This is a genomic window from Arhodomonas aquaeolei DSM 8974, from assembly GCF_000374645.1.
Taxonomy (GTDB): domain Bacteria; phylum Pseudomonadota; class Gammaproteobacteria; order Nitrococcales; family Nitrococcaceae; genus Arhodomonas; species Arhodomonas aquaeolei.
In genome coordinates, this window is record NZ_KB894803.1 from 134,041 (window position 1) to 159,303 (window position 25,263).

Sequence of the window (25,263 nt, forward strand, 5' to 3'; positions counted from 1 at the left end):
CGCGGCCGCTAGCAGGACACTCCTCGTTGCGCTTTTGCCGGCGATGCTCATCCCATTGACTCTCACTTTTCGGGGAAAGGAATTTTCGGGCCCGTGCCGGGGCCGTTACCGTGCGTTCAACCAGCCGGCGAGCGACGCGAACCCCTCCGCGGCGACGACGTCGTCCCGGTTACGGGTGGCGCCGGTGCCCGGTGCATAGGCGCACGGCCCGGTATGGACGGAGTCGAAGCGCCCGCCGTCACCGTCGCGGTCCGTCAGCGGCACGACCAGGAAGAACGCCACGTTGCGCACGGCGTTGCCGGCGCAGTCGATCGTCCCCTGGGTGCCGTCGTCGCCCGTCAGAAAGATCTCGTCGGTGCTCACCGGCGTGTCGGCCGCGTTGCCCAGGCCGATGATCAGGTCCGTCGTGTCGAGGCGCCCGTTCCCGCTGCGGTCCCCGGCAACTGCCAGATCGGCGTCCGCATCGCCGTTGCGGTAGACCCCGTAGAACGCGCGGCGGGCGTCTTCGGGTACCCCCATGTGCAGCGTCTCGTAGGGGACGCGACCGGTCTGCGTCCGGTTGCCGGAGCAGTCTCCCGCCCGGCCGTCGCCGGAGGTGTCCGGGCATGGCAGACGGGCGTTCGCCAGCGCGAAGGCCCGTATCGCGTCGCGAACCTCGGCCCCGTGGCGCACCGCCGCCTGGCGGTCGCGGACGCTGCCGAGATTCAGGTAGCTGCTGCTCACGGTCCACACCAGCAGGCCCACCACCGCCAGCACCACGGCCAGCTCGATGAGCGTGAAGCCCGCCACCGTTGCCAAGGGCCGCTTCCCCATGGCTATTCGCCACCCTTCAGCTCCCGGGCTTCCTCGGGAAGCTGTCCCTGGAGCCGGCGCATTTCGGCGAGGATTCCCCGGATGCGTTGCCGGTCCTGCTTGCCGGGGTCGTCGGCAATGGACTTCATTTCGTTGGCGAGCGACTGGATTCGCCCCGCGTTCTTTACCGTCTCCTCCAGCCGCCTCAGGTCGACGCCGGCCACCTCGCTGGTGCCCAGCGTGCTGCGGAGCTGGCCCAGCAGCTCCCCGACCCGCTGGGGCGATCCCTGTCCCGGGGACTGGGCGATGCTGGCGAGCTCCCGCTGAATGCGGCGGACCCTGCCTCCCTCTCCGAGGGCCGACCCGTTGGTGTGTTGGTTGCCGTCCTGCCCGGATGGGGCCGGCTTGCGCTCCTGCTGGAACAGGGGAGGCGCCTCGTCGGTAGCCACTTCGGGCCGGGGTTCGGCCGTCTCCGCCGGCTCGCGGTCCCGGGGCTCCGGCGCCGCGGCGCGCTCCGTTGTGTCCTGCGTGCTCGGCAGGTTCGCGGCGGGCGGCTCGGGTACGCCACCCGGCATTACGAAGGCGTAGAACCAGATCACCACCGCCGCGAGGGTGGCGATGCCGATGAGGAAACCGTAGAGCGCTTGGCGATTCACCTGGACACCCAATTCCGTCAGTCTGCGGTCAGTTCACGTTGCCGTCGCCGGCGCCGGGGCGGAGCGTCCCCAGCTGCAGCTGCTCCGGGGGCAGCGTGAGCTTCTGCCGCCGCCCGCGACGTTCCCGTACCACGACGCTGCGTGTCCCGATCCGGGTCACCGTGCCGCCCCCGGGGAGCGCATCGCCGGTCTGGACGAGCCTGCCGTCCACCATGGCCATCCGCCGCTGGCCGTCGAGCAGCAGTGTCAGGTTGCGCTCGGGCAGCGGTGCCCGGGCGACACGCTCGGTGCCGTCCTCCGGCGGTGCCGGCTCCGGTTCGGGCTCGGGGCGGCGCGCGGTGGCGAGCAGCGTGTCCGTTTCCACGCGGCGGCGCTGGGCCATGAGGCGTGCCAGCGAGTCCAGCGAGCGCTCGGTGGCGGTAAGGCGCTCGCGACGGGTTTCGTCGACCCGGGAGATCTGCGGAAGGCCGGCCTCCGGGCGCGCAAGACCGCGGTCCCCGCCGTCGCGCACCTGTGGCAGGTCGGCGACGACCCACCCGACGATGATCACGGCGGCGGCGTTGAACACGACGAACAGGTATTTCATGTGTCCTGGCTCCCGGGGGCCAACCGGTAGGAGAAGCTGCCGGGGGCATCCGATGCGGGCTTCAGGGGGACGGGGTGCCAGCCGTCCCGGCGTAGCGTTGCCAGGAATCGCCGTATGGCGCCGCCGTCCTCGTTGCCGGCGGTGCCGTCCACACGCAGCCGGTAGCCGTCGCGCGGGCTGGACTCCAGCCGGACGCGGTAGACGGTCAGTCCCGGCCCCGCGGCCTCGCGGATGCTGGCGAGCACCTGGACCGGGGTATAGGGGGCGCCCCGGTCGAGGCGGCCGACGAAGGCCGAGAGTTCCGCGACGGTGCCGGAGCGGTCGGGGAAGTCTGCCTCCCGGATCCTCGCGCTTCTGTCCTGCACCGCTGCCTTCAGCGTCCGCGCGCTTTCGCGTTCCTGTGCCGCGAGACCGTGGGTGTACTGCCCGGCGGCGCCGAGACCGACGGCGAGCGCGCCGACCGCGGTGAGCACCGCCGGGGCCATTGACTCGGACCACCACGCCGTCTTTTCGCGGACGGGGTTGCTGCTGGCAGCGGCACCGAGGCGGTTGACGGCCCGGGGCAGGGCGCTGAGGACCTCTCCGTCCCCGTCGCGGAAGCGCTGCGAGCGTGTGCGGCGGACCGGTACGCCCGCGGCATCCTGGACGCGCTCGATCAACGAGGTCTCCAGCTCGTCGTCCGGGGCCGCCAGGGCGGTGAGCCACTCCGGGCGCAGCGGCCCGGCGTGGCCGGACTGAGCGGCGAACGCGGCGATGTTGGCCCCGAGGGTCCGTGCCGCGAGCTGTTGGTCCTCGGCCTCGCCGGTGGCGCTGTAGACGTCCTCGAACGACAGGTCATCCCGTCCCCGCGCGAACACCAGCAGACGCCGGTCCAGGTGCAGGATCCGGCCCTCGCCCTCGCGGACGTCGGCGAGCAGGGCGCCCGCCGGGTAGACGAGGCAGTGGTCGTTCTCGCCGCGGATCCACTGGAGCAGGCGTTGCCATGCCTCGAGGGGGACGGCGGTGTAGAACGCCTGGCCGCCGTCGCGTGCCCTGGAAAGGTGATGTATGACGATGTGGTTCGGGCCGTCGACCCAGCCCTCCCGCCGGACCTCCCGGTCGATCAGGGCGCGGGCGAACTGCGTCTTGCCCTCGAACCGGAGCACGCCCGTGAACGCGCCGGAGAAGTTGACCAGCACCCTCGCGGGGCGGTGCAGGCGGGGGTAGGGATCCACCACCGCGGTCTCGCCGCGGTGGCCGAACCACCGCCACCGCTCGCCGTCGACCAGGATCACGTCGGTCTTCATCGGGGCGATTCCTCCAGCAGCAGATGCAGCGTGCCCGAGAGCGCCAGGTTCACCTCCCGGTCGTCCCACGCCGGGCGCCGGAACAGGCCCTGCCCGGCCTCGAGGACGCTGAACTCGAAGGCATCGGGGATGAAGATCGAGCGACTGCCGCTGACCGTGGTCCCGAGGAGGTCCAGGGCCCGGTCACGGGGAACCTGGTCACGGGTGAAGCGTATCCGGCGCTCGCTCCAGCGCCCGCCGTCCAGCTCGAGCCGGTCCGCACGGGCGAGGAGCGCGTCCACGCGCTTTGCGTAGGCGCGCCGGTCCTCGAGCGCGGCGAGCCGCTGGTCCAGCACCTGGAGACGGCGCTGGGCGGTCGCCGTGGACTGGCGGGCATCGGCGAGCGCCTTCACCCCCGAACGGGCGTGATAGGCAGCGGCGGCGAGCGCCGTCAGCAGCACGACGAACAGCACCACTCGAAGACCGCGCACCATGGCCTACTGCCCCATCGTCCAGTGGGCGGTCAGCAGCGCGACGCGGTCCTCGTCGAGGGCATCGTCGGTCTCGTCGGCGGTCTCGCCGGTGAAGCTCTGCGAGTCGGGACCGCCGCCGCCGACCGTGGGGTTGTTCGCCTGGGAGTAGGTATTGTTGGCCTCCCACTCGTAGCCCGGGGCGTTCGCGCCGCCGGCGTCGTCCGCCTGGTCGGCGGCCTGGATGCGGAACCGCCCCTCGCGGGCGTCGGCGCTGCCGTCGATCAGCTGGTCGATGAAGCGCGCCAGGTCGGGGGTGAGCCCGCGCACGACCATGACGTTGCCCGCCCCCGAGGGGGTGCCTTCCGGGTTCCACTGGAAGCAGACCTGGACCTCCGCGGAGTTGCCGTTGGTGTCCTCGTAGAGGTAACGGTCCTCGAAGCCCTCGCCCCGGCCGGGGGGCATCCCGATACCGGCGCGCAGCATCAGATCACGCAGATTCTGCTCGGCGAGACCGGCGCCACCGGTGTTGTCGCTGCCCGCGCCGCTGCCGTAGCCGGCGCCGTTGCACACGCGCAGCCCGGTATTGTCGAAGTTGGCCGGGATGCCCGCGGCACCGCTGCCGCCGGCCCAGGCGCTCTGGCGCTCGCAGACGTCGCCGTCGCTGCCGGTGAACGTGGTCTCGGCGCCGTTGACCATGTACGTGGGCGCCTGCTGGCAGTCCCCGAGGACCACGCCGGTGCGCTGGTAGTACTGGTCGTAGGCCTCCTTCCACTGATAGAGGAACTTGTTCGCGATCTTGGTGTACTCGGCGTTGCGCTGCACGTCCTCGGCGATGGCGATCGCGCCCAGGATCAGGCCGATGACCGCGAGCACGATCGCCATCTCCACGAGGGTGAAGCCGGCCGCCCGGGACGGGCGCTGCTTGAGGTTCTGCATGACGGCTCTCCGAATCACTGGTTCATCTTGTAGTGGGCGGTGACGGTAACGACCTGGTCCTCGTCCCGGCTGCGCCCCTCGCCATCGGCGGTAACGTCGTCGGCGCCCGTCCGGAAGGTGTTATTGGCCGTCCACTGCGCGCCGGGCTCGTTGTCGGTGCCGTCGCCGATGCCCTCCTGGCGGAACACGCCCTCCCTGGCGTCGGCCTGGCCGTCGGTGGCCTGATCGAGGTAGCGCGCGAGGTCGGGGGTCAGCCCGGAGATGGTCATGACGTTGCCCGAGCCGGAATCCGTGCCCGGCGGGTTCCACTGGAAGCAGACCTGGATTTCCTGGGGATTGCCGTTGCTGTCGAGATAGACGTAACGATCCTCGAAGCCCTCGCCGCGTCCCGGGGGCAGCTCCACGCCGGCCTGCAGCATCAGGTCGCGGAGGCCCGCGGTGTCGCCGTTGCCGACGCACAGCGCCCCGGGGCCGGTCTCGTCGGACATGTCGCCGTCGGCGCCCGAGCGGTTGTCGTCGTCCACGAAGACCTGGCCGTTGACCATCAGCTGCGGCTCGGTCTGGCTGTCCCCCACGGGCACGCCCATGCGCTGGTAGTACGCGTTATAGGCAACGGCCCACTGGTCGATGAACGTCCGCTTGATCTTGGTGTACTCGGCATTGCGCTGTACGTCCTGGCCGATCATCACCGCGCCCAGGATCAAGCCGATTACCGCGAGCACGATGGCCATCTCGACCAGCGTGAAACCGCCGTTACGACGCGACCCGACAGCTGTGTTCGCCTTCATCCGTTCGGTCTCCGTCACCACGTTGTGCGGCGTGGCCTCGGCGGCCACGAGCGATTGGGGATTGACGTTGTCCGCCGGCATCCCGGTGTGCCACGCGTCACTGACGGGGTGCCCGGCGACGGTTCATGCAATCTGGGTTGCGGTTTATAACGCCCGCCGCGTTAGGGCCGCGTTATACCGGCCCGCCATGGCCGTGAGACGGATCGCTCAGGGGCCCTGACGAGGGGGCGTCGCGGCGCAATCCCCCGTTTTCATGCGCCGCCCGCGGTTCCGGTTGCCGCGGTGACGGCGTCGCCGGGTTTCTGGCCAGGCCGTGATCCGTGCGTTAGTTTGTTTACGGACAAAACCAATGATCGAACCGATAACGCCGGCATAACGGGGCGCGCGCCGGCGTACCGGCCCGTGGCCACGGGCGCAGGGATCAGGCCGGAAAGGGGGTGGCGCGGATGCGCGCGAATGGGGCAAGTCAGGCCGGCAGCGTTCATGCAGCGCCGCCGTCGGAAACCGTGTCCGACGGGGTGGTGGTCCGTTGCCTCGGCCCCATGGAAGTATCGATCCGTGGTGTGCCGGTCGATGGGCTCGACGACACCAAGACCGGCGCGCTGCTCGCCTATCTGGTGCAGGAGGCGCGGGAGCCGTTGTCCCGAACCCGCCTGGCGGGCCTGTTCTGGCCTGAGGTGGGCGAGAGGACCGCGCGTAACAATCTCCGGCAGACGCTCCACCACCTGCGCCAGCGTCTGCCCGCGGACCCCGGTGGCGAGGGGCCGTTGCTGGTCAGCCGTGAAGCGGTCGGGTTGGACAGCCGCCTGCCGTGCTGGCTGGACACGGGCGTTATCGGCGCCGGCCCGGAATGCTGCGGCGGACACGTGAGGACCGCCGGATGCCGCGCTGCCCTGGACCTCATGCAGCAGTCGGTGTCGGTGTACCGCGGTCCTTTCCTGCAGGGGTTCACCGCGAGCGAGCTGCCGCAGCCGGTGATGGAGTGGCTGCTCCAGCGGCGCACGACGCTCCGGGACCGGGCCCGGAGCATCCTCGAGCAGGTCGCGCACTGCCTCGCCCGCGCCGAGGCCCCGGACCGGGCCCTCGACCCCCTGCGCCGGTTCCTGCAGGTCGAGCCCCTCGACGAGACGGTACACCGGCTGCTGCTGTGGACGCTGTATAACGCCGACCGGTGTGACGAGGCCGTCGAGCATTACGAACGCCTGGCGCGAACCCTCGCCAGCGAGCTTGACGTGGCGCCGGATGCGGCGACCGCCGCCCTCCGGGATCGGGCGGTCGCCCGGCGCCGGGAGATCCGGCAGTCGATGCAGGCGGCCGGGGAGCCGGAGCTCCAGCGGCGTCTGGTCACGGTGGTGGCCGTGTGCCTGCAGCTGCCCGCGGACTGGGACAGCGAGGAGCGCGTGCGCGGGATCGCGGAGATGACCCGGCAGGCCGGGGTCATCGCCGACGAGCACGGCGGTCTCGCCGGCCGCTCTCACGGCGGCCGCCTGGTCCTGTACTTCGGTTATCCGGTGGCGAGCGGTTCGGCCACGATCCAGGCGGTGCGTGCCGGCCTGCGGATCACCCGGGAGACCCTGTCGGGATCGCCGGGCAGCGCCCGCGTTGCCGTGCACTCCGGGCGGATGCTCACCGCCGGCAGCACGGCGCTGCCGGACCCCAGCGGCGAGCTATCGGATGCCGCGCTCCGTCTCGCCGAGGCGGCACCCGCGGGTGAGTGCGTGGTCACCGATACCGTGCACGAGCGGGTACGTGTGTACTTCGATACGGTGCGTGTGGGCAACGGCGAGCAGACCATCGGGCTCCACCGGGTCACCGGCGACCGGGGGATCGAGGACCGTGTCGCGCTCTCGGGCCGCGAGGGCGGCATGTCACCGCTGATCGGCCGTGAAGACGAGCTCCGGCGTCTGCGGCAAGCCTGGGAGGGCGTGCGCGGGGGACGGTTCGCCCTGGTGGCGATGGAGGGCGAGCCCGGCATCGGCAAGTCGCGCCTGGTGCAGAGGCTGGTCTCGGAGGTTCGTGCCCGCGAGGAGGGCCTGGCCGTGGTGATGCGCTGCAACGCGGAAACGCTGCGACAGCCGCTCCTGCCGGTGATCCGCGCGCTCCGGGAGCACCTGCCCGGCACGGACGCCGACGGGAGCGATGACCAGTGGGTCGCCCGGGTGAATGCCTTCGTCGAGGCGTTTCCGGGCATGCCGCCGGGCAGTGCCGGGGTGCTGGGGCGGCTTATCGAGGCCGATGGGGCGTGGCCGAACGCACTGATCAGCGAGTACGCCGATCCCGCCCAGGGTCGTGACAGCGTGCTCGGGCTGCTGGTCGGGGTGGCTGCAGCCATGGCCGCCCGGATGCCGTTGCTGCTGGTCGTGGAGGACCTGCACTGGAGCGACTCGACCACGGCGATGCTCCTGCGCCGTTTCGTCCAGGAGCTCGCGGACTGCCCGGTGATGGTGCTGGTCACCGCGCGGTCCGGTACCACCTATCCCTGGCGCGTCGACGACCCGGTGGAGCGGCTCCTGCTCCGGCGCCTCGATGCCCGCGAGAGCGCGGAACTGTTCGCGGTGCTGGAGGGCAGCGACCGCCTGTCCGCGGCGGTACGCGAGCGTATCCTCTATCACGGTGACGGCATACCGCTGTTCATCGAGGAGCTGGTCCGTCACTACCGGCTCAGGGCGCCGTCGGAGAACGTGCCCGCCACGCTCCAGGACCTGCTCGCCGGGCGGATGGAGGCCCTGGCCGAGGCCCGGGGGCTCGCCCAGCTCGCGGCGACCCTCGGCCGCGAGTTCGACGGCGAGCGCCTCGCCGCCATCTCGACCCTCGACGGTGACGACCTCGAGCGGGGCATCGCTCACCTGATCGGAATCGGTTTCCTGGAGCGGCTCAACGCCACGGCCCGGACCCCCGGCCGGTACCGTTTCCGTCACTCGCTCATCCGCGAGGCGGTGTACGAGAGCCAGGTCGACAGCGAGCGGCGCAGGGCGCATGCCCGGATTGCCGAGGTGCTGCGGGAGCGGTACCCGGACAGCGGGCGGGAGTCCCCGGAGGTGCTGGCACGGCACCTCGCGGCGGCGGGGAACGCGGAGGAGGCGTTGCCGTATTTCGTGCGTGCCGGCTACCGGATGCTCGCCCGCGCGGCGCACATGGAGGCGTTGAGCCAGTTCAGCGAGGCGCATGACATCGTGGACGGCCTGCCCGAGAACGGGACGCGCCGGGAGTGGATGGTCGACGTGCTCCTGGGGCTCGGCCTCTCGCGCATGGCCTGTTCCGGCTACGGGGCCGCCGAGGTCTACGCCACGTTCCGGCGCGCCGCCGAGCTCCACGACGGGGCATCGGACCCGCAGCGCCATTTCCTGATTCTCTGGGCGCAGTGGGAATCGTCCAGCTCCCACGACGGTTTCGCCGAGTCCCAGCGTCTCGCCGACGAGATGGAGCGTATCGCAACCGCCTCCGGGGGTCGGCACATGCGCATCGCCTCGGACTACGCGCAGGTGAACACGCGGTTCTACCGTGGCGATCTGCCGGCGTCGCGGGCGTACCTGGAGAGCGTGCTGGCGGCCTACGACAACACGGACCACCTCGAGCTCGTCAGCCGCTTCGGGGACAACCCGGCGTTTACCGCGCGTTCACTCGGTGCCATGACCCTGTGGAACGTGGGGGCGCCGGGGCGTGCCCGGTGCCTGATCGACGAGACCGTCGCCCTGGTCGACATCACCGGGCATCCGCCGAGCCGGGCGTTCTGCTATACCTTCCGGGCGCTGCTGGCGCAGTGTCGCGACGATCCGGCCATGGTCCGCCAGGACGCGGAGCACGTGCTGGCCATCGCCCAGGCCCGTGACTATGCCCTGTGGCAGCGGGCCGGGCAGGGGCTGCTCGGCTGGGCCATGGCGCGGGACGGCGACCACGAGGGCGTGGAGCTCTGCGAGCGGGCGGCGGCCGATGTGCGACACGTGATGTACGGGGCGAGCACCAGCCTGCTGCGGCTGCACATCGCCGGGCTGATGCAGCTGTCGCGTTACCGCCGGGCCCGCGAGGTGCTCGGCGGGGCCCTGAGCGATGTCGCCCGTATCGGGAACCGCTGCTTTCTCCCGGAGCTCTATCGCTGGCGCGCCGAGCTCGCGATGCATCTCTCCGGCGACCGCGGTGCGGCGGCGCGCGACCTCGAAGACGCCGAGGCAGTTGCCGAACGTCAGGGCGCCGCGCTCGAGCAGCTGCGTGTTCACATCGCGCAACGCGACCTGGGCGTGGTTCCGCACCGCACGGCGGACCGGGATCATGCCCTGGAGGCGGTGCTCGCCCGCTTCGAGGACGGACAGGATCTCGCGGATGTCCGCCGTGCCCGCGAGATGCTCGGGCGCGCCGGCGCCTAGTCTCCGGCCCGTTGTCCGTGAGCGCCATCCGGCGTCAGCCGGTGTGCGTGCTCAGCGCCCGGCCGTCTCGCGCCGGAGGAAATCGAGCAGCCGCTCGTCCGCGGCGTGGGCGACGTTGATGCGCAGTGCCGGCGGCCGGTGCTCCTCCGACTGGTGGAAGATCGATGACGGTGCCAGGAAGATCCCCTCCGCCGAGGCCCGTCGGGCGACCGCGACATCGTCCAGCCCCTCCGGCAGCGGGCACCAGAGGTAATAGCCGCCGGTGGGCGGCTCGATCCCGGTGATGCCGATGGACTCCAGCGCCGTGACCCCGGCGGCGCTGGCGCGGGCGACGCGGTCGCGCAGCCGGGTGAGATGGCGGCGGTAGCGCCCACGCACGATCATGTCGTGGATGAGCCGCTCGATGGCCCCCGAGCTGGTCACCACGGTGAGCATCTTGATGTCGGTGAGCGAGGCGATCAGCCGCGGGTCCGCGGCGATGAAGCCGCTGCGCAGCGCCGCCGACAGGGTCTTGGAGAAGGTGCCCAGGTAGATCACCCGTTGCAGCGCATCCAGTGCCGCCAGTCGCGGGGTGCTGCGGGGCAGGATGTCGGCGAAGGCGTCGTCCTCGATGAGGATCAGGTCGTGGCGTTCGGCGATCTGCAGCAGCCGGTGCATGGCCGCCAGCGACATGTCCGTGCCGGTGGGGTTGTGGGCCATGGGCTGGACGAACATCAGCCGTGGGCGGTACTCGCGGATACGCTGCTCCAGCTCGGCGAGGTCGGGCCCGTCCGGGCCGCGGCGCACACCGGCGATACGGGCCTTGTTCAGCCGGAGCTTGCCGAACAGCGGATAATAGCCCGGCGTCTCCACCAGCACGGTGTCGCCGGGCTCGACGAAGTGGCGGACCAGCAGGTCCAGGGCGTGGTTCGCGCCGAAGGTGAGCAGCACCTGCTCCGGGCCGGCGGAGATCCCGCGCTCGCCCAGGGTGCGCGCGACGGTCTCGCGCAGGGGCGGGAAGCCCTGGGGATGACCGTACTCGAAGTCGTCCTCCGCCTCGCCCTGGCGGCCGGTGCGTTTGAGGTAGCGGCCGAGCTCCGAGGTCTCCATCCAGCTCGTGGGCGGGCGGCCGTCGCCGGCGCGCACGGTATAGTGGCGGTTGAGCTGCTCGCGCAGCAGCGAGACCAGGTCGATGGCCTCGGTGAAGTGTTCCGGCGGTGCGCTCGGCTCGCTGCGCCGGCGGTAGGCGACGTAGAAGCCGGAGCCGCGCCGCGGCGAGAGATAGCCGGTGGCGACGAGGCGGTCGTAGGCCTCCACCACCGTGTTCTTGGATACGCCGTATTCCCGTGCCGCCGCCCGGATGGAGGGCAGCCGCGCACCGGTGTTGAGCTGGCCCTCGTCGATGCTGCGGGCGATGCGGTCCGCGATCCGCCCCGCCCGGGAGTCCGCCTCGGTCATGGTGTCTCCCCTGCAAGGTGTTCCGGGGATCCGCTGCCGCCGCGTCCCCGGAATCCCGGTACGGTGCCCGCCGGATAGGCCGTCGCCGGCCCTGCCGTGCGAATTGTACCTCTGTTTTCGTGGGTACAGTACAGGGTACAAAGGCGGGAACTGTACCTTGTTCAATCCATGTCAGTGTCCGAGTCTAGCGCAAAAACGTGAACACCCAATCCGCGCGGTCCCCGCGCGAACCGGAGGAGAGAGAAAAATGACCGATCGCAAGTTCAACCGCCGTTCCTTCCTCAAGGCGGGCGTCGCCACCGGCGCCGCCGCGTCCACCCTCGGGCTGCCCGCGCTGAGCGTGGCCCAGGACGAGCCGAAGGTGTCGTGGCGCATGCAGGCGCTGTGGGATGCCGGCACCACGCCCTACGAGTTCGAGAAGCGGTTCGTCGAGCGTGTCTCCGAGCTCACCGGCGGGCGGTTCTCCATCAAGCTGTACTCCGGCGGCCAGCTCGTGCCCTCCGCCCAGGCCTTCGAGGCCGTGCGCGGCGGCGCCTTCGAGATGATGAAGACCTTCGACGGCTACGAGGCGGGCTCCATCCCCGCGTTCGCGTTCACCAGCACCATCCCGTTCGGCTTCGAGCAGCCGGACCAGTACGAGGCCTGGTTCTACGAGCGCGGCGGCCTGGACATGGCCCGCGAGGCTTACGCCCAGGCGGGGCTGCACTACATCGCGCCCACGGTCTACGGCCAGGAGCCGATCCACTCGAAGTTCCCGCTGCACGAACTCGACGACATGAAGGGCAAGAAGGGCCGGTTCGTCGGCCTCGCCAGCGCGGTGATGGGGGCGTTCGACGTCGCGGTCACGCCGATGCCCACCGCCGAGGTGTACCAGGCGCTGGAGAAGGGCGTCATCGACTTCGCCGACCGCGGCGACCTCACCGCCAACCTGGAGGCGGGCCTCGACGAGGTGGCGAAGTACGTGATCGTGCCCGGCTTCCACCAGCCGACCACCGCGACCAGCTACGTCGCCAACAAGTCCGCCCACGACAAGCTCCCGGAGCGCTACCGGGTCGCGCTCGCCGTGGCCGCCCGGGAGACCTCGGCGGCGCTGCGCCAGCACATCCTCGCCCAGGACGTGATCGCCCTGCGCAAGTTCGAGGAGCGCGGCTGCGAGATCATCCGTCTCGGCCCGGACGTCGTGAAGCAGGGCCGGCCCACGGCGATGGAGGTCTGGCGCGACACCGCCGGCGACGACGAGCTCGCCACGCGCATCCTCGACAGCCAGGTCGAGTTCATGAAGCAGCTCGGCCTGATCGGCTGAGCGATCGCCCATGCCCCGGGCCGCCGCCCGGGGCGTCCAGTCCCCCATAGGTGCAACCGGAACGCTCGGGTATGCCTGTCCTCGACGGTTTCTGCACGCTGGTGACGACGGTCAACCGCTGGCTGGCCGGCCTCGTCTCCGTGCTCGTGTTCGTGATGGTGGCGGTGATCTCCTACGAGGTGGTCATGCGCTACTTCTTCGACAGCCCCACGGTGTGGGCGCTGGAGCTCTCGACGCTGCTGCTCGGCCCCTACTTCATGCTCGCCGGGCCGTACCTGCTCCACGTCGGCGGCCACGTCAACGTGGACGTGCTCTACACGCGGCTGCCGCGCCGGGTGGCGGCGGCGCTCGACTGCCTGACCTTCCCGGTGATCATCGCGCTGTGCGTGATCGTGGTCCACGAGAGCTGGCCGGTGGCGACGGACGCCTACGCCAACGGCGAGACCTCCTTCTCCGCGTGGAACCCGCCGGTGTGGCCGATCAAGCTGCTGGTGCCGGTGGCGTTCTCGCTGCTGCTCGCGCAGGCGCTCGTCGAGACCGTGCACGCCGGCCAGCGTGCCCTGGGGTATCGCGTCGACGATGACGCCGGGCGCGGCGGGGAGGTGGGCCCATGAGCTCCAGCCTCGTGCTCGGCATGATGTTCCTCGGCCTGCTGGTGCTGCTGCTCTCCGGCATGCCCCTGGCCTTCGTGCTCGCCTCGCTGGCGGTGTTCTTCACCCTGGCGCTGTGGGGTACCCAGGCGCTGGTCATCACGGTGCTCCAGACCGTGGACGTGATGACCTCGGAGATACTGCTCGCGATCCCGCTGTACGTGCTCATGGCGAGCGTGCTCCAGCGATCCGGGCTGATCGACGACCTCTACCGCGCCATGGAGCTGTGGTTCCGGCGCCTGCCCGGCGGGCTCGCCGTGGGCACGGTGGCGATCTGCACGCTGATGGCGGCGATGACCGGCATCGTCGGCGCCGCGGTCGCGGCGATGGGCATCCTCGCGCTGCCCTCCATGCTCCGGCGCGGCTACGACGAGCGCCTGGCGCTCGGCACCATCTGTGCCGGCGGCACCCTGGGCATCCTGATCCCGCCGTCGGTGATCACCATCGTCTACGCCGCCACCGCCCAGGTGTCGGTGGGCAAGATGTTCGCCGCCGGCATCGTCCCGGGGCTGATCCTGGCCGCGCTGTACATGGGTTACGCGGTGCTGCGCGCGACCCTGCGCCCGGACATGGCCCCGCGCCCGGACGAGGACCCGCCGAGCATGCGCGAGCGGGTGCTGTCGCTGCGCTCGCTGGTGCTGCCGACGGTGATCGTGATCGGCGTGCTGGGCAGCATCTACGGCGGCATCGCCACGCCCACGGAGGCGGCGGCGGTGGGCGTGGTCGGTGCCCTGATCTCGGCGGCGCTGCAGCGCGAGCTCAACCTCGCCAATCTCCGCGGCGCGGCCTGGGACACCCTGCGCGTCACCGCGATGATCATGTGGATCACCATCGGCGCGAAGGCGTTCGTGTCCATCTTCACCGGCACCGGCGGTGCCGACTTCCTGCTGACCTTCATCCAGGATCTCGAGGTCAATCGCTGGCTGGTGCTGCTGGCGATGATTGGCGTGCTGGTCTTCCTGGGACTGTTTCTCGACGAGATCGGCATCATCCTGCTGTGCGTGCCGGTGTTCCTGCCGGTGATCAACGCCATGGACTTCGATGCGCTGTGGTTCGGCGTGCTGTTCCTGATCACCGCGCAGATGGCCTACATCACGCCGCCGTTCGGCTACACGCTGTTCTACCTCAAGGGCGTGCTGCCGCCGGGCATCGGCATGGAGACGGTCTACCGCGCGATCATCCCGTTCCTGCTCCTGCAGGCGGCCGCGCTGGTCCTGTTCATGATCTTCCCCGACATCGTGACGTGGCTGCCCGACCATCTCGCGCAGTCCATGCGCTCCTGAACCACGAGGAGAGACGGCAATGGCCGAGAAGACTTCCCGCATCCCCGGTTTCTTCAAGCTTCCGCCGCAGGAGCGGCTCAAGCGCGTGGCTGAGATCGCCGGCCTCGACGAGGCCGCGGTCAGCCACATGTCCAACACCGGCAATCTCTCCGCCGAGTCGGCGGACGCGATGATTGAGAACGTCATCGGCACCATGAACGTGCCGGTGGGTGTGGCCACCAACCTGATCGTCGACGGCGAGGAGACCCTGGTGCCCATGGCCACCGAGGAGTCCTCCGTGGTCGCGGCGGTGAGCAACGCGGCCCGCCAGTGCCGCGACAGCGGCGGCTTCCACACCGCCATGTCCGGTGCGCTGATGATCGCCCAGGTGCAGCTCGTCGACGTGCCCAACCCGGAGTTCGCGCGGCTGCAGATCCTCGAGCACCGCGATGACATCCGCGCGATCTGCGACGAGACCGACCCGGTGCTGAGCCAGCACGGCGGCGGCTTCCGCGACGTGGAGGTGCGCGTGCTGGAGGGTCGCAGCGGGGCGATGGTGGTCACCCACCTGATCGTCGACACCCGCGACGCGATGGGCGCGAACGCCGTGAACTCCATGGCCGAGGCCGTCGCCCCGGCGATCGCGCAGTGGACCGGCGGGCGCACCTACCTGCGCATCCTCTCCAACCTGGCGGACCGCCGCCTCGCCCGGGCCCGCGCGACGTGGACGCCGGAGGCCATCGGCGGCGCGTCGGTGCGCGACGGCATGATCGCCGCCTATGACTTCGCCGAGGTGGATCCCTACCGCGCCGCCACCCACAACAAGGGCATCATGAACGGCGTCAGCGCCGTGGTGCTCGCCACCGGCAACGACACCCGCGCGGTGGAGGCGGGTGCCCATGCCTACGCGGCGCAGACCGGCAGCTACCGCTCGCTCACCCGCTGGGAGGTGGACGCCGAGGGCAACCTCACCGGTACCCTGGAGATGCCGCTGGCGGTTGGCCTTATCGGTGGCGCGACCCGCTCGCACCCCACCGCGCGCGTCTGCCTGGACATCATGGGGGTGACCACCGCGGAGCGTCTCGCCCGGAACATCGCCGCCGTGGGTCTCGCCCAGAACTTCGCCGCACTCAAGGCGCTGGCGACCACCGGCATCCAGAAGGGGCACATGGCCCTGCACGCCAAGAACATCGCGGTGATGGCCGGGGCCACCGGTGACGAGGTCGACGCCGTGGCCCAGGAGCTGGTCGCCGGCGGCACCGTGCGGGTGGACATCGCCGAGGCGGTCCTCGCCCGGCTGCGCGGCCAGGGCTAGCCCGCCCCGTGCCGCGATAGACAAGAAATGCACCGCCGGTGACCCGGGGCGGATCCGCCCCGGGGCCGGCAGGGCATCGCCGGCCATCCCGGCCGGCACCAACGAGGAGGAAAGAGCAATGATCGGCACGTTCCCGAGAGCGGCAGCAGCCGCTGCGGTGGCCCTTGCCGCCGCGCTCACGGCGACACCGGCGGTATCGTCCGCCGCGGACGACGGCGTGCAGGCCCTCGCCTATACCGCGGATATCCGTTCCCCGATCCCGATACCGCCGGCGGAGCAGGACCTGCAGACCATCGTCGCCAAGCGCTGGTTCAAGGTCTCCGACGAGCCGCTGCAGCTGGAGGGGCCGGTCTTCGACGCCGACGGCAACCTCCTGTTCGTGGAGGTCTTCGGCGGTCGCGTCTTCCGCCTGAGCCCCGACCGCGAGCTGGAGACGCTGGTCGGGAAGAACGACCTCGGCTCCGCCGGACTCGCCGTGGGCGATGACGGGCGTATCTACATCGCGGGCCTGGGTAACTTCAAGGACACCGGGCGCATCGTCTCTGTCGCCCCGGACGGCAGCGACATGCAGACCGTGGTGCCCGCCTCCGCCGGCTACCTGCCGGACGACCTGGTCTTCGACGACGACGGTGGCTTCTACTTCACCGACTTCCAGGGCACTTCGACCGAGCCCGTGGGCGGTGTCTACTACGTCTCCCCGGACGGCGGCGATATCACCCCGGTGCTGCCGAACATGGCCATTGCCAACGGTGTCGCCCTCGGGCCGGACGGCGAGAAGCTCTGGGCCACCGAGTTCAGCGCCGGCCGGCTGCACCGCCTGGAGATGAAGGGGCCGACCACCGTGGCGCCGTTCGGCACCGCCGTGCCCTACCACTTCACCGGCTGCTGTCCGGATTCCATGCGCACCGACACGGACGGCAACGTCTACGTCTCCATGTACGGACAGGCGCGGGTGCTGGTGTTCAACGACGTCGGTATCCCGATCGGCCAGATCCTGCTCCCGGGGCACGACGAGGGCCGGTTCCTGCACTCCACCAGCCTCGCGATCAGCCCGGACGGCAGGGACGTCTACATCGTCTCCAACGACCGCGGCGGCGAGGGCGGTGCCTGGATCTTCAAGGCCCGCGGATTCGCCAGTGGCACCCGCCAGCCCGGCGGCGGCTGAGCGGCGACGCCCCCCGGTGCCGGCCCCCGGGCCGGCACTGTTACCCGCGCGATATCTCCCCTGTCCCTCCGCGGGACCACCCAGCGGCGGCAGCCGCGTCCGGGTCCACCGTCGCGACCGCATCGTGGGCATGCAGGCTCTCCAGGTGGCGCACCTTGATCGCCACTCCGGGATACCGGGGCGAGAGTGTCCGGGCGAGAAGGCGGCCGGCGTCCTCCACGTACATCGGCTGATCGCCATTGCGACGGGCGAACGCCTGTTCGTCCCGGCGTTTCACCATGGTCTGCACAGGGGTGTGAAGTGTTCGTTCCACGGCGTCGATCAGTGCCACGAGGCCCAGGGCGTGTGCCGCCGGGTCGGGGTGCACGGTGACACACGCGAGGCTGCGCTGGCTGTGGGGGACCGCCAGGGTACCGTGCTTCTCCAGCCATTTCGTTACCGTGTCGACCGATACCGCATCCGTACTGCGGAATCCGTCGGCGAATGCCTCGGCCAGGGCGCGGCGTGACAGCGCGGCCGAGCAGGGGCATGTCGACGAGTAGGTCACCTCCACGGCCAGTGTCAGCTCGGTGTGGCCGGCCCCGGCGGCCCGCCGGGCCCGGATCCGGACCGGGTAGCTGTGCCAGCCCCCCGGGCCTTCGCTGACCAGGGCCGGGCGTCGCAGCATGAACGGAAACCGGAGCGTACATTCCGCCGAACGGGTCTCGCAGTCCCGGTGACTCGCCACGGCCTCCGTCAGCACGGCGGTCAGCGAGTCCGGCGTCAGCGGCGAGGCGCTGAACCGCTCGAGCATCCGGTAGAGACGCGACATGTGGATGCCCTTGACCGCGCCCTCGCCGCCCGGGAGGTCCACGCCGATATCGACACGGCAGGGGCTGGTGGCGAGGCCGTCGGGCTCCTGCAGGGTGATCGGTAGGGCGATATTCTCCATGCCGACCCAGTCCAGGGGCTGGGCGTGCTCGTCGGCGGCTTGTGTGGCGACGTCCGGAAGGTTGCCCGTCATTGGTTGCTCTCGTCCCTCGTCAGGTTACTGCCCACACCCGGTTCCGGGGCGGACATGCTTGCGGAATTTTAGTTAGTATATAACATAACAATTGTGTCATTCACTCTCCTGCGGCGGCAGCCCCGCACCCGCCGTGCCGGGGCCGGCCACCGCGGGCCGGGAACGGAAGAAAATCATGACAGCCATCGATCCCCCCGCTGACGGCCGCCTGCCGGTTACCGTGCTCTCGGGGTTCCTGGGAGCGGGCAAGACCACACTGCTCAGCCACCTCCTGCACAACCGCGACGGCCGGCGTGTGGCCGTGATCGTCAACGACATGTCCGAGATCAACATCGACGCCGCGCTCACCAGCCGGGAGGTCCAGCTCAACCGCACGGATGCGCGCATGGTCGAGATGACGAACGGGTGCATCTGCTGCACGTTGCGCGAGGATCTGCTCGTCGAGGTCGGCCGGTTTGCCCGGGCCGGGCATTTCGACTATCTCGTCATCGAGTCGACCGGCATCTCCGAGCCGATGCCGGTGGCCGAGACCTTCACCTTCGCGGATGAGCACGGCGCGAGCCTCTCGGACGTCGCCCGTCTCGACACCATGGTGACGGTGGTGGATGCGGCGGCCTTCCCCGTGGACCTGGAACGGGCCCAGGGCCTGGAGGAGCGCGGCGAGTCGATGGGCGAAGGGGACGATCGCACGGTCTCCGACCTGCTCATCGACCAGGTCGAGTTCGCCGATGTGCTGGTGATCAACAAGGTCGACCTGATAGCCACGGAGGAGAGGCGCCGGCTGGAGCACGTACTGGGACAGCTCAACCGCCACGCCGAGATCGTCCACGCCGTCCATGGCCGTGTCCCCGTCGACCGGGTCCTGGGAACCGGGCGTTTCGATTTCGAGCGTGCGGCCACGGCCCCAGGCTGGCTTGCGGAGATGCGCGGCGAGCACGTTCCGGAGACGGAGGAATACGGCATCGCCAGCTTCACCTACCGCCGCCGCCGGCCCTTCCATCCACACCGCCTGGCGCAGGTACTGAGCGACGGCTGGCCGGGTGACGTGTTGCGGGTGAAAGGGTTCTTCTGGCTCGGCTCGCGTTGGGACATGGCCGGCCTGTGGTCCCAGGCCGGCGGCATCATGCGCCACGGTCCTGCCGGGTACTGGTGGTCCGCGACGCCGCAGGCGTACTGGCCCCGGGACCCGGAGTCCCGGCTCGCGATCCACGAGGGCTTCGCCGGGGACTACGGCGACCGCCGTCAGGAGCTGGTGTTCATCGGCCAGAACCTCGACCCCGCGGCGATCGAGTCCCGCCTCGACGAGGCGCTTATGAGCGACCGTGAGATCGGTGACCTCGACCGGCGGGCCCCGGACCTGTACGACCCTTTTCCGGAGTGGTTCGCCGGCCTTTCCCCGGCGGATGGGGAGGACGGCGAAACGGCGGACTCCGCGCCATGAGCGGGCCGGGCGATACCCGCATCCCCGTGACGATACTGAGCGGGTTCCTCGGCAGCGGCAAGACGACGGTGTTGAACCACCTCGTCCGCCAGGCGGCGATGCAGCGCGCACTCGTCCTCATCAACGAGTTCGGGGAGATCGGTATCGACCACCAGCTGGTGGCGTACAGCGACACGGGCGTGACCGTGGAGATGTCGAGTGGCTGCCTGTGCTGCACCATACGGGGCGATCTCGTCAGGACACTGCGTGAGGCGGTTTGGCGTTACGCCCGGGCCGGGCGGACCTGGTTCGATCGTGTCGTGATCGAGACCACCGGCCTCGCCGACCCCGCCCCCATCATCCATACACTGCTCAACGACGGCGGCCTGGCACGGCTGTTCTATCCCGCCGGGGTCGTTACCGCGGTGGACGCCGTCAACGGCGATGCCACGCTGGACCGACAGGACGAGGCGCTGAACCAGGTCGCGGTCGCCGATCGTGTTCTCCTCACCAAGCGGGACATCGCCGATGGGGGCGTCGTGGGGCGCCTGGAGGCACGTGTGCGCCGGTTGAACCCGACCGCGCGGCTGTTACCGGTGGAACACGGCGAGGTGGCCGCGGAAAGGCTGCTTCCGAACGCACCCGGCGCCCCGGGTCGTGACGGCGCCGATATCCGGGCGTGGCTGGGGAACGCCTGTGACGACGGACTCGGACACGAGAATCATCACCACGACGTCAACCGCCATGACCACGCCATCAGGGCCGCCTGCCTGACCCTGGACGAGCCGGTACGGCGGGAGGTGCTGTTCTCCTGGCTCGGGGCGCTGGTCTCCTTCCGGGGAACGGATCTGCTGCGCCTCAAGGGTGTCGTCAACGTCACCGGCGAGGATGGACCGCTGGTGGTGCACACGGTCCAGCACACCTTTCACCCGGTCGTATCGCTCCCGGCCTGGCCGGATGATGACCGGCGCAGCCGGTTCGTCGTGATCGCACGCCACATGGACGAAGGCATGCTGCGCGACAGCCTCGATACGTTTATCGCGAGCATGCCGTAGGCTATCCGGACGTGCCGGATCGGCGCCGTTCGGCGCGGTGGCCGGCGGCGAGGAGCGCCATGCTCACGGTCACCGACGCGGCGAATGCCAGCGCGAAGGCGCCCATGCCGCCGGCCACTGGCGCCGTTGCGGCCTCCACCGAGGCGAAGGCGACCAGGCTGAGCATCCCGCCCTGGGCGGTGGCGAGGGTCGCGCGCGCGACCGCCGGGCCGAAACGCTGGTGCAGGGTCAGCGAGATCATCGTGAACCCCACCGGGAAGCCGGTGAGCGTGCCGGCCACCCGCGGCCCGGCCTCCGCCGCCACCGTCGTGACCACGCCCACCAGAACGCCGCCGGCGAGCCCGCGTACCAGGAGGTCGAGCCGTCGCGTGGGTGCGCGGACCCGGGGGCGCGGCAGATCCAGGCGCCGGCGGATGGCCGCGGCGAGGGCGAACAGCGCGGCGTACGCCGCCAGCCCCACGACCCAGCCCCCGGGGATCGTCGCGAACGCCGCCGCGGCGGCCACCCAGGCCGCCACCGCCGTCGCCAGGCTGGCCACCGGGCCGAGCCGGGCGGCGGCGAGGACGTAGGCGACCAGGAACACCAGCGTGGCGGTGAGCGCGTGCAGGGTCGCGACGGCGGCGTCGGCGAGGAAGGACGGCGGCCGTTCCAGGCCGAGGAAGAAGAACGCCGGGCCGAGCACGATGGGGGTGCCGGCGATCACCCCGCCGAGGCGCGGCCCCAGCCGGGCGACGGACAGCGTCACGGCGATGATCACCACCGCGGTGGTGATCATCTTCACCAGTCCGGTCAGCAGCATTGCGGTGCCTCGCCGGCGGTGTCGCGTCCACCCGGCGCCACTCCCGGTACCCTGGTGCTCATCGGCGGACGTCGTCCAGCACCGCCTCCACGCCGGCGGCCCGGGCGAGCAGGCGGCGGTCGTCGCCGTTGCGCCCGAGCAGCATCAGCCCCACCGGCAGCTCGCCGGCCGCGTGGCACGGCAGGCTGATCCCGCAGAGGTCCAGCAGGTTGCCCACCGTGGGGTTGCGCAGCACGAGCAGGTTGGTGCGGGCGTAGGCGTCGTCGTCCTCCAGCGCGTCGAAGCGTGGCGGCACCACCGGCACCGTGGGCGCGAGCACCGCGTCGAAGGCGGCGATGCGGGCGTCCATGCGCGCGACCTGGCGCCGGCGGGCGGTGAGGAGGTCGAGGTAGTCCGCCGCGGAGATGTCGGCACCCCGCCGGATGCGGCTGCTCACGCGGGGGTCGTAGGCGTCGCCGGCCTCCGCGAGCAGGTCGCGGTGGAACCAGTAACTCTCCGCCGCGGTGAAGCCGCCGCCGGCGAGGAGCTCGCCGAGCTCGTCGAGCTCCGGCATGGCGACGGTGGTCACCCGGGCGCCGGCCCCTTCCAGCGCCGCCACGGCGCGCTCGAACGCCGCGGTCACGGTGGCGTCCATGTCTGCGGTGAGGTAGCGGTCCGGCACCGCCAGGCGCAGGCCCGCGACCGCCTCCGGGGTGAAGGCCGTCTCCGTCTCTCCGGCGAGCACCGCGTCCAGGAGCGCGCAGTCCGCGACCCGGGGCGCGATCGGGCCGACCGAGTCGAGGCTGTGGGACAGCGGCAGCGCCCCGGTCAGGGGCACGCGGTGCTGAGAGGGCTTGAACCCCGTGAGCCCGCAGAACGCCGCGGGGATGCGCACCGAGCCGCCGGTGTCCGAGCCCAGCGCCGCGGCGGCCATGCCACGGGCGACGGAGACCGCGCCGCCGGAGCTGGAGCCGCCGGGGATACGCGCCGGGTCCGCCGGGTTGGCCGGGGTCTCGTAGTGCGGGCTGAGGCCGAGCCCGGAATAGGCGAACTCGGTCATGTTGGTGTGGCCGGTGAGCACCGCGCCCGCGGCCCGCAGCCGGGCCACGGCGGTGGCGTCCGCGGTGGCCGGGACGGCGTCGGCGAGCACCCGCGAGCCGGCATGGGTGACGGCGCCGGCGACGTCGAACAGCGCCTTCACCGACACCGGCAGACCGGCCAGGGTGCCGGCGGGCAGGCCGGCGTCGAGCAGGCAGTCGCAGGCGGCGGCCTGGGCGCGCGCGGTCTCGGTGAACACCGTGGTGTAGGCGCGTGCGTCGTCGCCGACGCGCTCCAGGCAGCTCTCCAGCAGGGTTCCGGCGCGGGTCTCGCGGCGCCGCAGCGCGGCGAGGGTCTCTTCCACGGGGCGGGTCTGGTCGCTCACGGCGTCATCTCCTCAGGCCATAACCGGCAGGGTGTGGATGCTGTAGGCGTGCTCGATGCGCCGGCCGAGCACCGGGTCGATCAGCGCCATCTCGAAGCGTGCGGCCGGCCGCGGGCCGCCCGCCACCGGCAGGGTACCGCAGAGCATGGCCGTGCCCACCGGCAGGCTGGCCTCCGGCCGGCCGAAGCGCTCCAGCAGCGCCGAGGGCGTGAGCAGCCCGGCCACCGGGCCCTCCTGGTAACTCACGCGGTCGCCGTCCATCACCGCGTGGGAGGCCAGCCGCAGCTGGTCCCAGTGGGGCAGGACGTCGCTCAGGCGCCACAGCCGCGGGGCCACCGGCTTGGGGCAGACCTGCTTGGAATGGGCCACCGACCAGGTCTCGGCCTCGCGGTCAGTGTGGTCCGAGCCGACACCCACGCAGGTGCCCTCGGGGGTGCCGATGAGCAGCACCTCGATCTCGCCGCTGGTGTGCTCGCCGAGCATCTGCACCTCGGTGTCGGTGGTGGCGAGGTTGGCCCCGACCCGGTAGAACAGCGGCGTGCTCGACGGCGGCGTGACGCCGATGGCGCGGAGCTCTTCGATGTGCTCCTGGATGGCGTCGGCGTCGCGGCCGGCCCAGCCGGCGATGACGAACTGGTTGATCCCGACGTCGACGGCGCTGCCGTCGTCGAGGGTGAAGCTCAGCATGGTGGTCTCCGTTGTCAGTTGAGCACAGCGGGGAGGAAGAGGGCGAGCTGCGGCACGAGGATGAGCACCGCGGCCATGATCAGCATGAACGCCACGTAGGGGATGGCCCCGAGCATGACCTCGTTGAGCGAGCCGCGCCCGCGCACGCCCTGCACGACGTAGAGGTTCAGGCCCACCGGCGGCGTGATCAGCGCCATCTCGATGAGCAGGATCAGCAGCACGCCGAACCACACCGGGTCGAAGCCCTGGGCGACGATGATCGGCGCGACGATGGGGATGGTGATCACCATCAGCGACAGCGTCTCGACGAAGAAGCCGAGCACCAGGTACAGCCCGATCACCAGCAGCAGCGTGCCGTAGGGGCCCAGGCCGGCGGTGGCGATCAGTGACTTGATATCGTCGGTGACGCCCGCAGAGGCGAGCACGAAGTTGAGGAAGTACGACGAGATGATGATCAGCATGATCATGCCGGTCGTCCGCATGGTCCCGTCGATGGCCTCGACGATCACGCCCACGCTCAGCCGCCGCATCAGTGCGGCGATGACCAGCGCGCCGACCACACCCAGCGCGGCCGCCTCGGTGGGCGTCGCCCAGCCGGCGTAGATCGAGCCCACCACCAGCGCGAACAGCGTGAGCACCGGCACCAGGTGGCGCAGGCCGGTGAAGCGCTGGCGCCAGCTGTGATGGCGCCTCGGCCCGCCGAGGCCCGGGCGCAGCGTGCACAGGATCGCGGTGCCAGCGATGAACAGGGTCGCCAGCGCGAGACCGGGCAGCAGGCCCGCGGCGAACAGCCGCGGAATGGAGGTCTCGGTGAGGAAGCCGTAGACGATGAGGTTGATCGACGGCGGGATCATGATCCCGAGGGTCCCGCCGGCGGCGATGGAGCCGGCGAACAGCCGCTCGTCGTAGCCGAGCCGCGGGGCCTGGGGCATGGCCACGGTGCCGATGGTCGCGGCGGTGGCGACGCTGGAGCCGGAGGTCGCCGAGAACAGCGTGGCGGTGCCGATATTGGCGTGCAGCAGCCCGCCGGGCAGCCACGACAGCCACGCCTCCAGCGCCTCGTAGGTCTTGCGTGCCACGCCGGTGCGCACCAGCACCTCGCCGAGGAGGATGAACAGCGGGATGGCGATGAGCAGGAAGCTGTCCGACGCCGACCACAGCACCTCGCCCATGGCGCGGTGCAGCGGGAAGGCCGAGAAGAATTCGTCCAGGAACAGCGCCAGCGCGATCAGCGTCGCCGCGACCGGGATGCTGAGCACCAGCAGCGTGAGCAGCACGAGCAGGGCGATACCGATCATGCCTCACCTCCCTCGGCCTCGATCTGCTCGTCCAGAGTCGCGCTGCCGGCCACGCGCTGGGCGCCGGCCGGGTCGCGGGCGATCAGGGCGACGAGCACGCGCAGCAGCAGCACTGCCACCACCAGGCTGAACCAGATAAGTCCGCCGGCCCACAGGCCCTGGGGGACCCACAGCGGGGTCTGCAGCGGGGTGTTGGCCAGCGCGTTGTCCGCGAAGGAATTGCCGGCGACGCCGGTGACCGCCCCGACGACGAACACGCAGAACAGCGCCAGCATCGCCAGCGCCAGCAGGTCGAGCACGGCGCGCACCGGGCGCGGCATGAGCACGTAGAGCACGTCGATGCGGATGTGCGCCTTGCGCAGCAGCGAGTGCGCGAACGACCAGCTCGCCGAGATGGCGAGCACGTAGCCGGACAGCTCGGTGGAGGCGCCGAGCGACTCGCCGAGCAGCCCGCGTGAGAGGATCTCGAGGGTCACCATCGCCACCGTGGCGAGGATCAGCAACCCGCCGAGCCGCGCCAGCCACAGCGACACGACGTCCATGCCGGTGATCAGGCAGTCCAGGGTTCGGGCAATGCGCTCCATCGGGGCGGCCTCTGTCCGGCCGGGCC

The 25,263-nt window shown here is 70.9% G+C and carries 22 protein-coding genes; 8 read left to right on the top strand and 14 right to left on the bottom strand.

Going from position 1 to position 25,263, the window contains the following annotated elements:
* Positions 1-105: 105 nt before the first annotated feature.
* The 7 genes from C516_RS0106420 to C516_RS0106450 are packed head-to-tail and all read right to left on the bottom strand — an operon-like array spanning position 106 to position 5,496.
* Positions 106-789 (bottom strand): prepilin-type N-terminal cleavage/methylation domain-containing protein, encoded by a 684-nt coding sequence (locus C516_RS0106420; protein WP_425386806.1) that lies wholly within the window; start codon positions 787-789, stop codon positions 106-108.
* Between the two features lie 26 nt (positions 790-815).
* Complete coding sequence (locus C516_RS0106425; protein WP_018717539.1) at positions 816-1,448, bottom strand: hypothetical protein; 633 nt, start codon at positions 1,446-1,448, stop codon at positions 816-818.
* Between the two features lie 28 nt (positions 1,449-1,476).
* Positions 1,477-2,034 (bottom strand): hypothetical protein, encoded by a 558-nt coding sequence (locus C516_RS0106430; RefSeq protein WP_018717540.1) that lies wholly within the window; start codon positions 2,032-2,034, stop codon positions 1,477-1,479.
* Complete coding sequence (locus C516_RS0106435; protein WP_018717541.1) at positions 2,031-3,320, bottom strand: hypothetical protein; 1,290 nt, start codon at positions 3,318-3,320, stop codon at positions 2,031-2,033. Before C516_RS0106435 ends, C516_RS0106430 begins: the two co-directional genes overlap by 4 nt.
* Positions 3,317-3,790, bottom strand: coding sequence for a hypothetical protein (locus tag C516_RS0106440; protein ID WP_156831149.1), 474 nt, complete (start codon positions 3,788-3,790; stop codon positions 3,317-3,319). The genes C516_RS0106435 and C516_RS0106440 overlap by 4 nt, the downstream gene beginning before the upstream one ends.
* A 6-nt stretch (positions 3,791-3,796) precedes the next feature.
* Positions 3,797-4,708 (bottom strand): type II secretion system protein, encoded by a 912-nt coding sequence (locus C516_RS0106445; protein WP_018717543.1) that lies wholly within the window; start codon positions 4,706-4,708, stop codon positions 3,797-3,799.
* A gap of 14 nt (positions 4,709-4,722) precedes the next feature.
* The gene (locus C516_RS0106450) at positions 4,723-5,496 is read right to left on the bottom strand and encodes a type II secretion system protein (RefSeq protein WP_026320990.1); all 774 of its coding nucleotides are present in this window, start codon (positions 5,494-5,496) and stop codon (positions 4,723-4,725) included.
* A 542-nt stretch (positions 5,497-6,038) separates the two neighbouring features.
* On the opposite strand from C516_RS0106450, the gene C516_RS0106455 reads away from it, so the two are divergent.
* Positions 6,039-9,857: an AfsR/SARP family transcriptional regulator gene (locus C516_RS0106455; RefSeq protein ID WP_169509132.1), complete on the top strand. Its 3,819-nt coding sequence runs from the start codon at positions 6,039-6,041 to the stop codon at positions 9,855-9,857.
* Positions 9,858-9,908: 51 nt separating this feature from the next.
* On the opposite strand, the gene C516_RS0106460 is transcribed toward C516_RS0106455, so the two are convergent.
* Positions 9,909-11,294: an aminotransferase-like domain-containing protein gene (locus C516_RS0106460; RefSeq protein WP_018717546.1), complete on the bottom strand. Its 1,386-nt coding sequence runs from the start codon at positions 11,292-11,294 to the stop codon at positions 9,909-9,911.
* A 247-nt stretch (positions 11,295-11,541) separates the two neighbouring features.
* On the opposite strand from C516_RS0106460, the gene C516_RS0106465 reads away from it, so the two are divergent.
* From C516_RS0106465 to C516_RS0106485, 5 genes are all read left to right on the top strand, one after another.
* Complete coding sequence (locus tag C516_RS0106465) at positions 11,542-12,597, top strand: substrate-binding domain-containing protein (protein ID WP_018717547.1); 1,056 nt, start codon at positions 11,542-11,544, stop codon at positions 12,595-12,597.
* Positions 12,598-12,668: 71 nt separating this feature from the next.
* Positions 12,669-13,211 (top strand): TRAP transporter small permease subunit, encoded by a 543-nt coding sequence (locus C516_RS18825; RefSeq protein WP_018717548.1) that lies wholly within the window; start codon positions 12,669-12,671, stop codon positions 13,209-13,211.
* Complete coding sequence (locus C516_RS0106475; RefSeq protein WP_018717549.1) at positions 13,208-14,530, top strand: TRAP transporter large permease; 1,323 nt, start codon at positions 13,208-13,210, stop codon at positions 14,528-14,530. The genes C516_RS18825 and C516_RS0106475 overlap by 4 nt, the downstream gene beginning before the upstream one ends.
* A 19-nt stretch (positions 14,531-14,549) precedes the next feature.
* A complete protein-coding gene (locus C516_RS0106480; protein ID WP_018717550.1) occupies positions 14,550-15,824 on the top strand; it encodes a hydroxymethylglutaryl-CoA reductase, degradative in 1,275 nt (424 codons plus the stop codon).
* Between the two features lie 118 nt (positions 15,825-15,942).
* On the top strand, positions 15,943-16,989 hold the full coding sequence (locus C516_RS0106485) for an SMP-30/gluconolactonase/LRE family protein (RefSeq protein WP_018717551.1): 1,047 nt from the start codon (positions 15,943-15,945) through the stop codon (positions 16,987-16,989).
* 40 nt (positions 16,990-17,029) lie between these two features.
* Here C516_RS0106485 and folE2 read toward each other — a convergent pair whose 3' ends face one another.
* Positions 17,030-17,992 carry a GTP cyclohydrolase FolE2 gene (gene folE2, locus C516_RS18830; protein ID WP_018717552.1) on the bottom strand — a complete coding sequence of 321 codons (963 nt, stop codon included), beginning with the start codon at positions 17,990-17,992 and terminating at the stop codon, positions 17,030-17,032.
* Between the two features lie 175 nt (positions 17,993-18,167).
* On the opposite strand from folE2, the gene zigA reads away from it, so the two are divergent.
* On the top strand, positions 18,168-19,433 hold the full coding sequence (gene zigA, locus C516_RS0106495) for a zinc metallochaperone GTPase ZigA (RefSeq protein WP_018717553.1): 1,266 nt from the start codon (positions 18,168-18,170) through the stop codon (positions 19,431-19,433).
* Complete coding sequence (locus tag C516_RS0106500; protein WP_018717554.1) at positions 19,430-20,467, top strand: CobW family GTP-binding protein; 1,038 nt, start codon at positions 19,430-19,432, stop codon at positions 20,465-20,467. Before zigA ends, C516_RS0106500 begins: the two co-directional genes overlap by 4 nt.
* A gap of 1 nt (position 20,468) precedes the next feature.
* On the opposite strand, the gene C516_RS0106505 is transcribed toward C516_RS0106500, so the two are convergent.
* The 5 genes from C516_RS0106505 to C516_RS0106525 are packed head-to-tail and all read right to left on the bottom strand — an operon-like array spanning position 20,469 to position 25,237.
* Positions 20,469-21,266: a hypothetical protein gene (locus C516_RS0106505; RefSeq protein ID WP_018717555.1), complete on the bottom strand. Its 798-nt coding sequence runs from the start codon at positions 21,264-21,266 to the stop codon at positions 20,469-20,471.
* A gap of 58 nt (positions 21,267-21,324) precedes the next feature.
* Complete coding sequence (locus C516_RS0106510) at positions 21,325-22,668, bottom strand: amidase (protein WP_018717556.1); 1,344 nt, start codon at positions 22,666-22,668, stop codon at positions 21,325-21,327.
* A 12-nt stretch (positions 22,669-22,680) separates the two neighbouring features.
* On the bottom strand, positions 22,681-23,355 hold the full coding sequence (locus C516_RS0106515; protein WP_018717557.1) for a DUF2848 domain-containing protein: 675 nt from the start codon (positions 23,353-23,355) through the stop codon (positions 22,681-22,683).
* Between the two features lie 14 nt (positions 23,356-23,369).
* Positions 23,370-24,653, bottom strand: coding sequence for a TRAP transporter large permease (locus C516_RS0106520; RefSeq protein WP_018717558.1), 1,284 nt, complete (start codon positions 24,651-24,653; stop codon positions 23,370-23,372).
* Positions 24,650-25,237 (bottom strand): TRAP transporter small permease subunit, encoded by a 588-nt coding sequence (locus C516_RS0106525; RefSeq protein WP_018717559.1) that lies wholly within the window; start codon positions 25,235-25,237, stop codon positions 24,650-24,652. Before C516_RS0106525 ends, C516_RS0106520 begins: the two co-directional genes overlap by 4 nt.
* Positions 25,238-25,263 lie beyond the last annotated feature (26 nt).

Bases quoted from the DNA above. Each gene is read 5' to 3' on its own strand.
- C516_RS0106430 (WP_018717540.1), bottom strand. From the start codon at position 2,034: ATGAAATACCTGTTCGTCGTGTTCAACGCCGCCGCCGTGATCATCGTC.
- C516_RS0106435 (WP_018717541.1), bottom strand. From the start codon at position 3,320: ATGAAGACCGACGTGATCCTGGTCGACGGCGAGCGGTGGCGGTGGTTC.
- C516_RS0106445 (WP_018717543.1), bottom strand. From the start codon at position 4,708: ATGCAGAACCTCAAGCAGCGCCCGTCCCGGGCGGCCGGCTTCACCCTC.
- C516_RS0106450 (WP_026320990.1), bottom strand. From the start codon at position 5,496: ATGAAGGCGAACACAGCTGTCGGGTCGCGTCGTAACGGCGGTTTCACG.
- C516_RS0106455 (WP_169509132.1), top strand. From the start codon at position 6,039: ATGGAAGTATCGATCCGTGGTGTGCCGGTCGATGGGCTCGACGACACC.
- C516_RS0106460 (WP_018717546.1), bottom strand. From the start codon at position 11,294: ATGACCGAGGCGGACTCCCGGGCGGGGCGGATCGCGGACCGCATCGCC.
- C516_RS0106465 (WP_018717547.1), top strand. From the start codon at position 11,542: ATGACCGATCGCAAGTTCAACCGCCGTTCCTTCCTCAAGGCGGGCGTC.
- C516_RS18825 (WP_018717548.1), top strand. From the start codon at position 12,669: ATGCCTGTCCTCGACGGTTTCTGCACGCTGGTGACGACGGTCAACCGC.
- C516_RS0106475 (WP_018717549.1), top strand. From the start codon at position 13,208: ATGAGCTCCAGCCTCGTGCTCGGCATGATGTTCCTCGGCCTGCTGGTG.
- C516_RS0106480 (WP_018717550.1), top strand. From the start codon at position 14,550: ATGGCCGAGAAGACTTCCCGCATCCCCGGTTTCTTCAAGCTTCCGCCG.
- C516_RS0106485 (WP_018717551.1), top strand. From the start codon at position 15,943: ATGATCGGCACGTTCCCGAGAGCGGCAGCAGCCGCTGCGGTGGCCCTT.
- folE2 (WP_018717552.1), bottom strand. From the start codon at position 17,992: ATGACGGGCAACCTTCCGGACGTCGCCACACAAGCCGCCGACGAGCAC.
- zigA (WP_018717553.1), top strand. From the start codon at position 18,168: ATGACAGCCATCGATCCCCCCGCTGACGGCCGCCTGCCGGTTACCGTG.
- C516_RS0106500 (WP_018717554.1), top strand. From the start codon at position 19,430: ATGAGCGGGCCGGGCGATACCCGCATCCCCGTGACGATACTGAGCGGG.
- C516_RS0106505 (WP_018717555.1), bottom strand. From the start codon at position 21,266: ATGCTGCTGACCGGACTGGTGAAGATGATCACCACCGCGGTGGTGATC.
- C516_RS0106515 (WP_018717557.1), bottom strand. From the start codon at position 23,355: ATGCTGAGCTTCACCCTCGACGACGGCAGCGCCGTCGACGTCGGGATC.
- C516_RS0106520 (WP_018717558.1), bottom strand. From the start codon at position 24,653: ATGATCGGTATCGCCCTGCTCGTGCTGCTCACGCTGCTGGTGCTCAGC.
- C516_RS0106525 (WP_018717559.1), bottom strand. From the start codon at position 25,237: ATGGAGCGCATTGCCCGAACCCTGGACTGCCTGATCACCGGCATGGAC.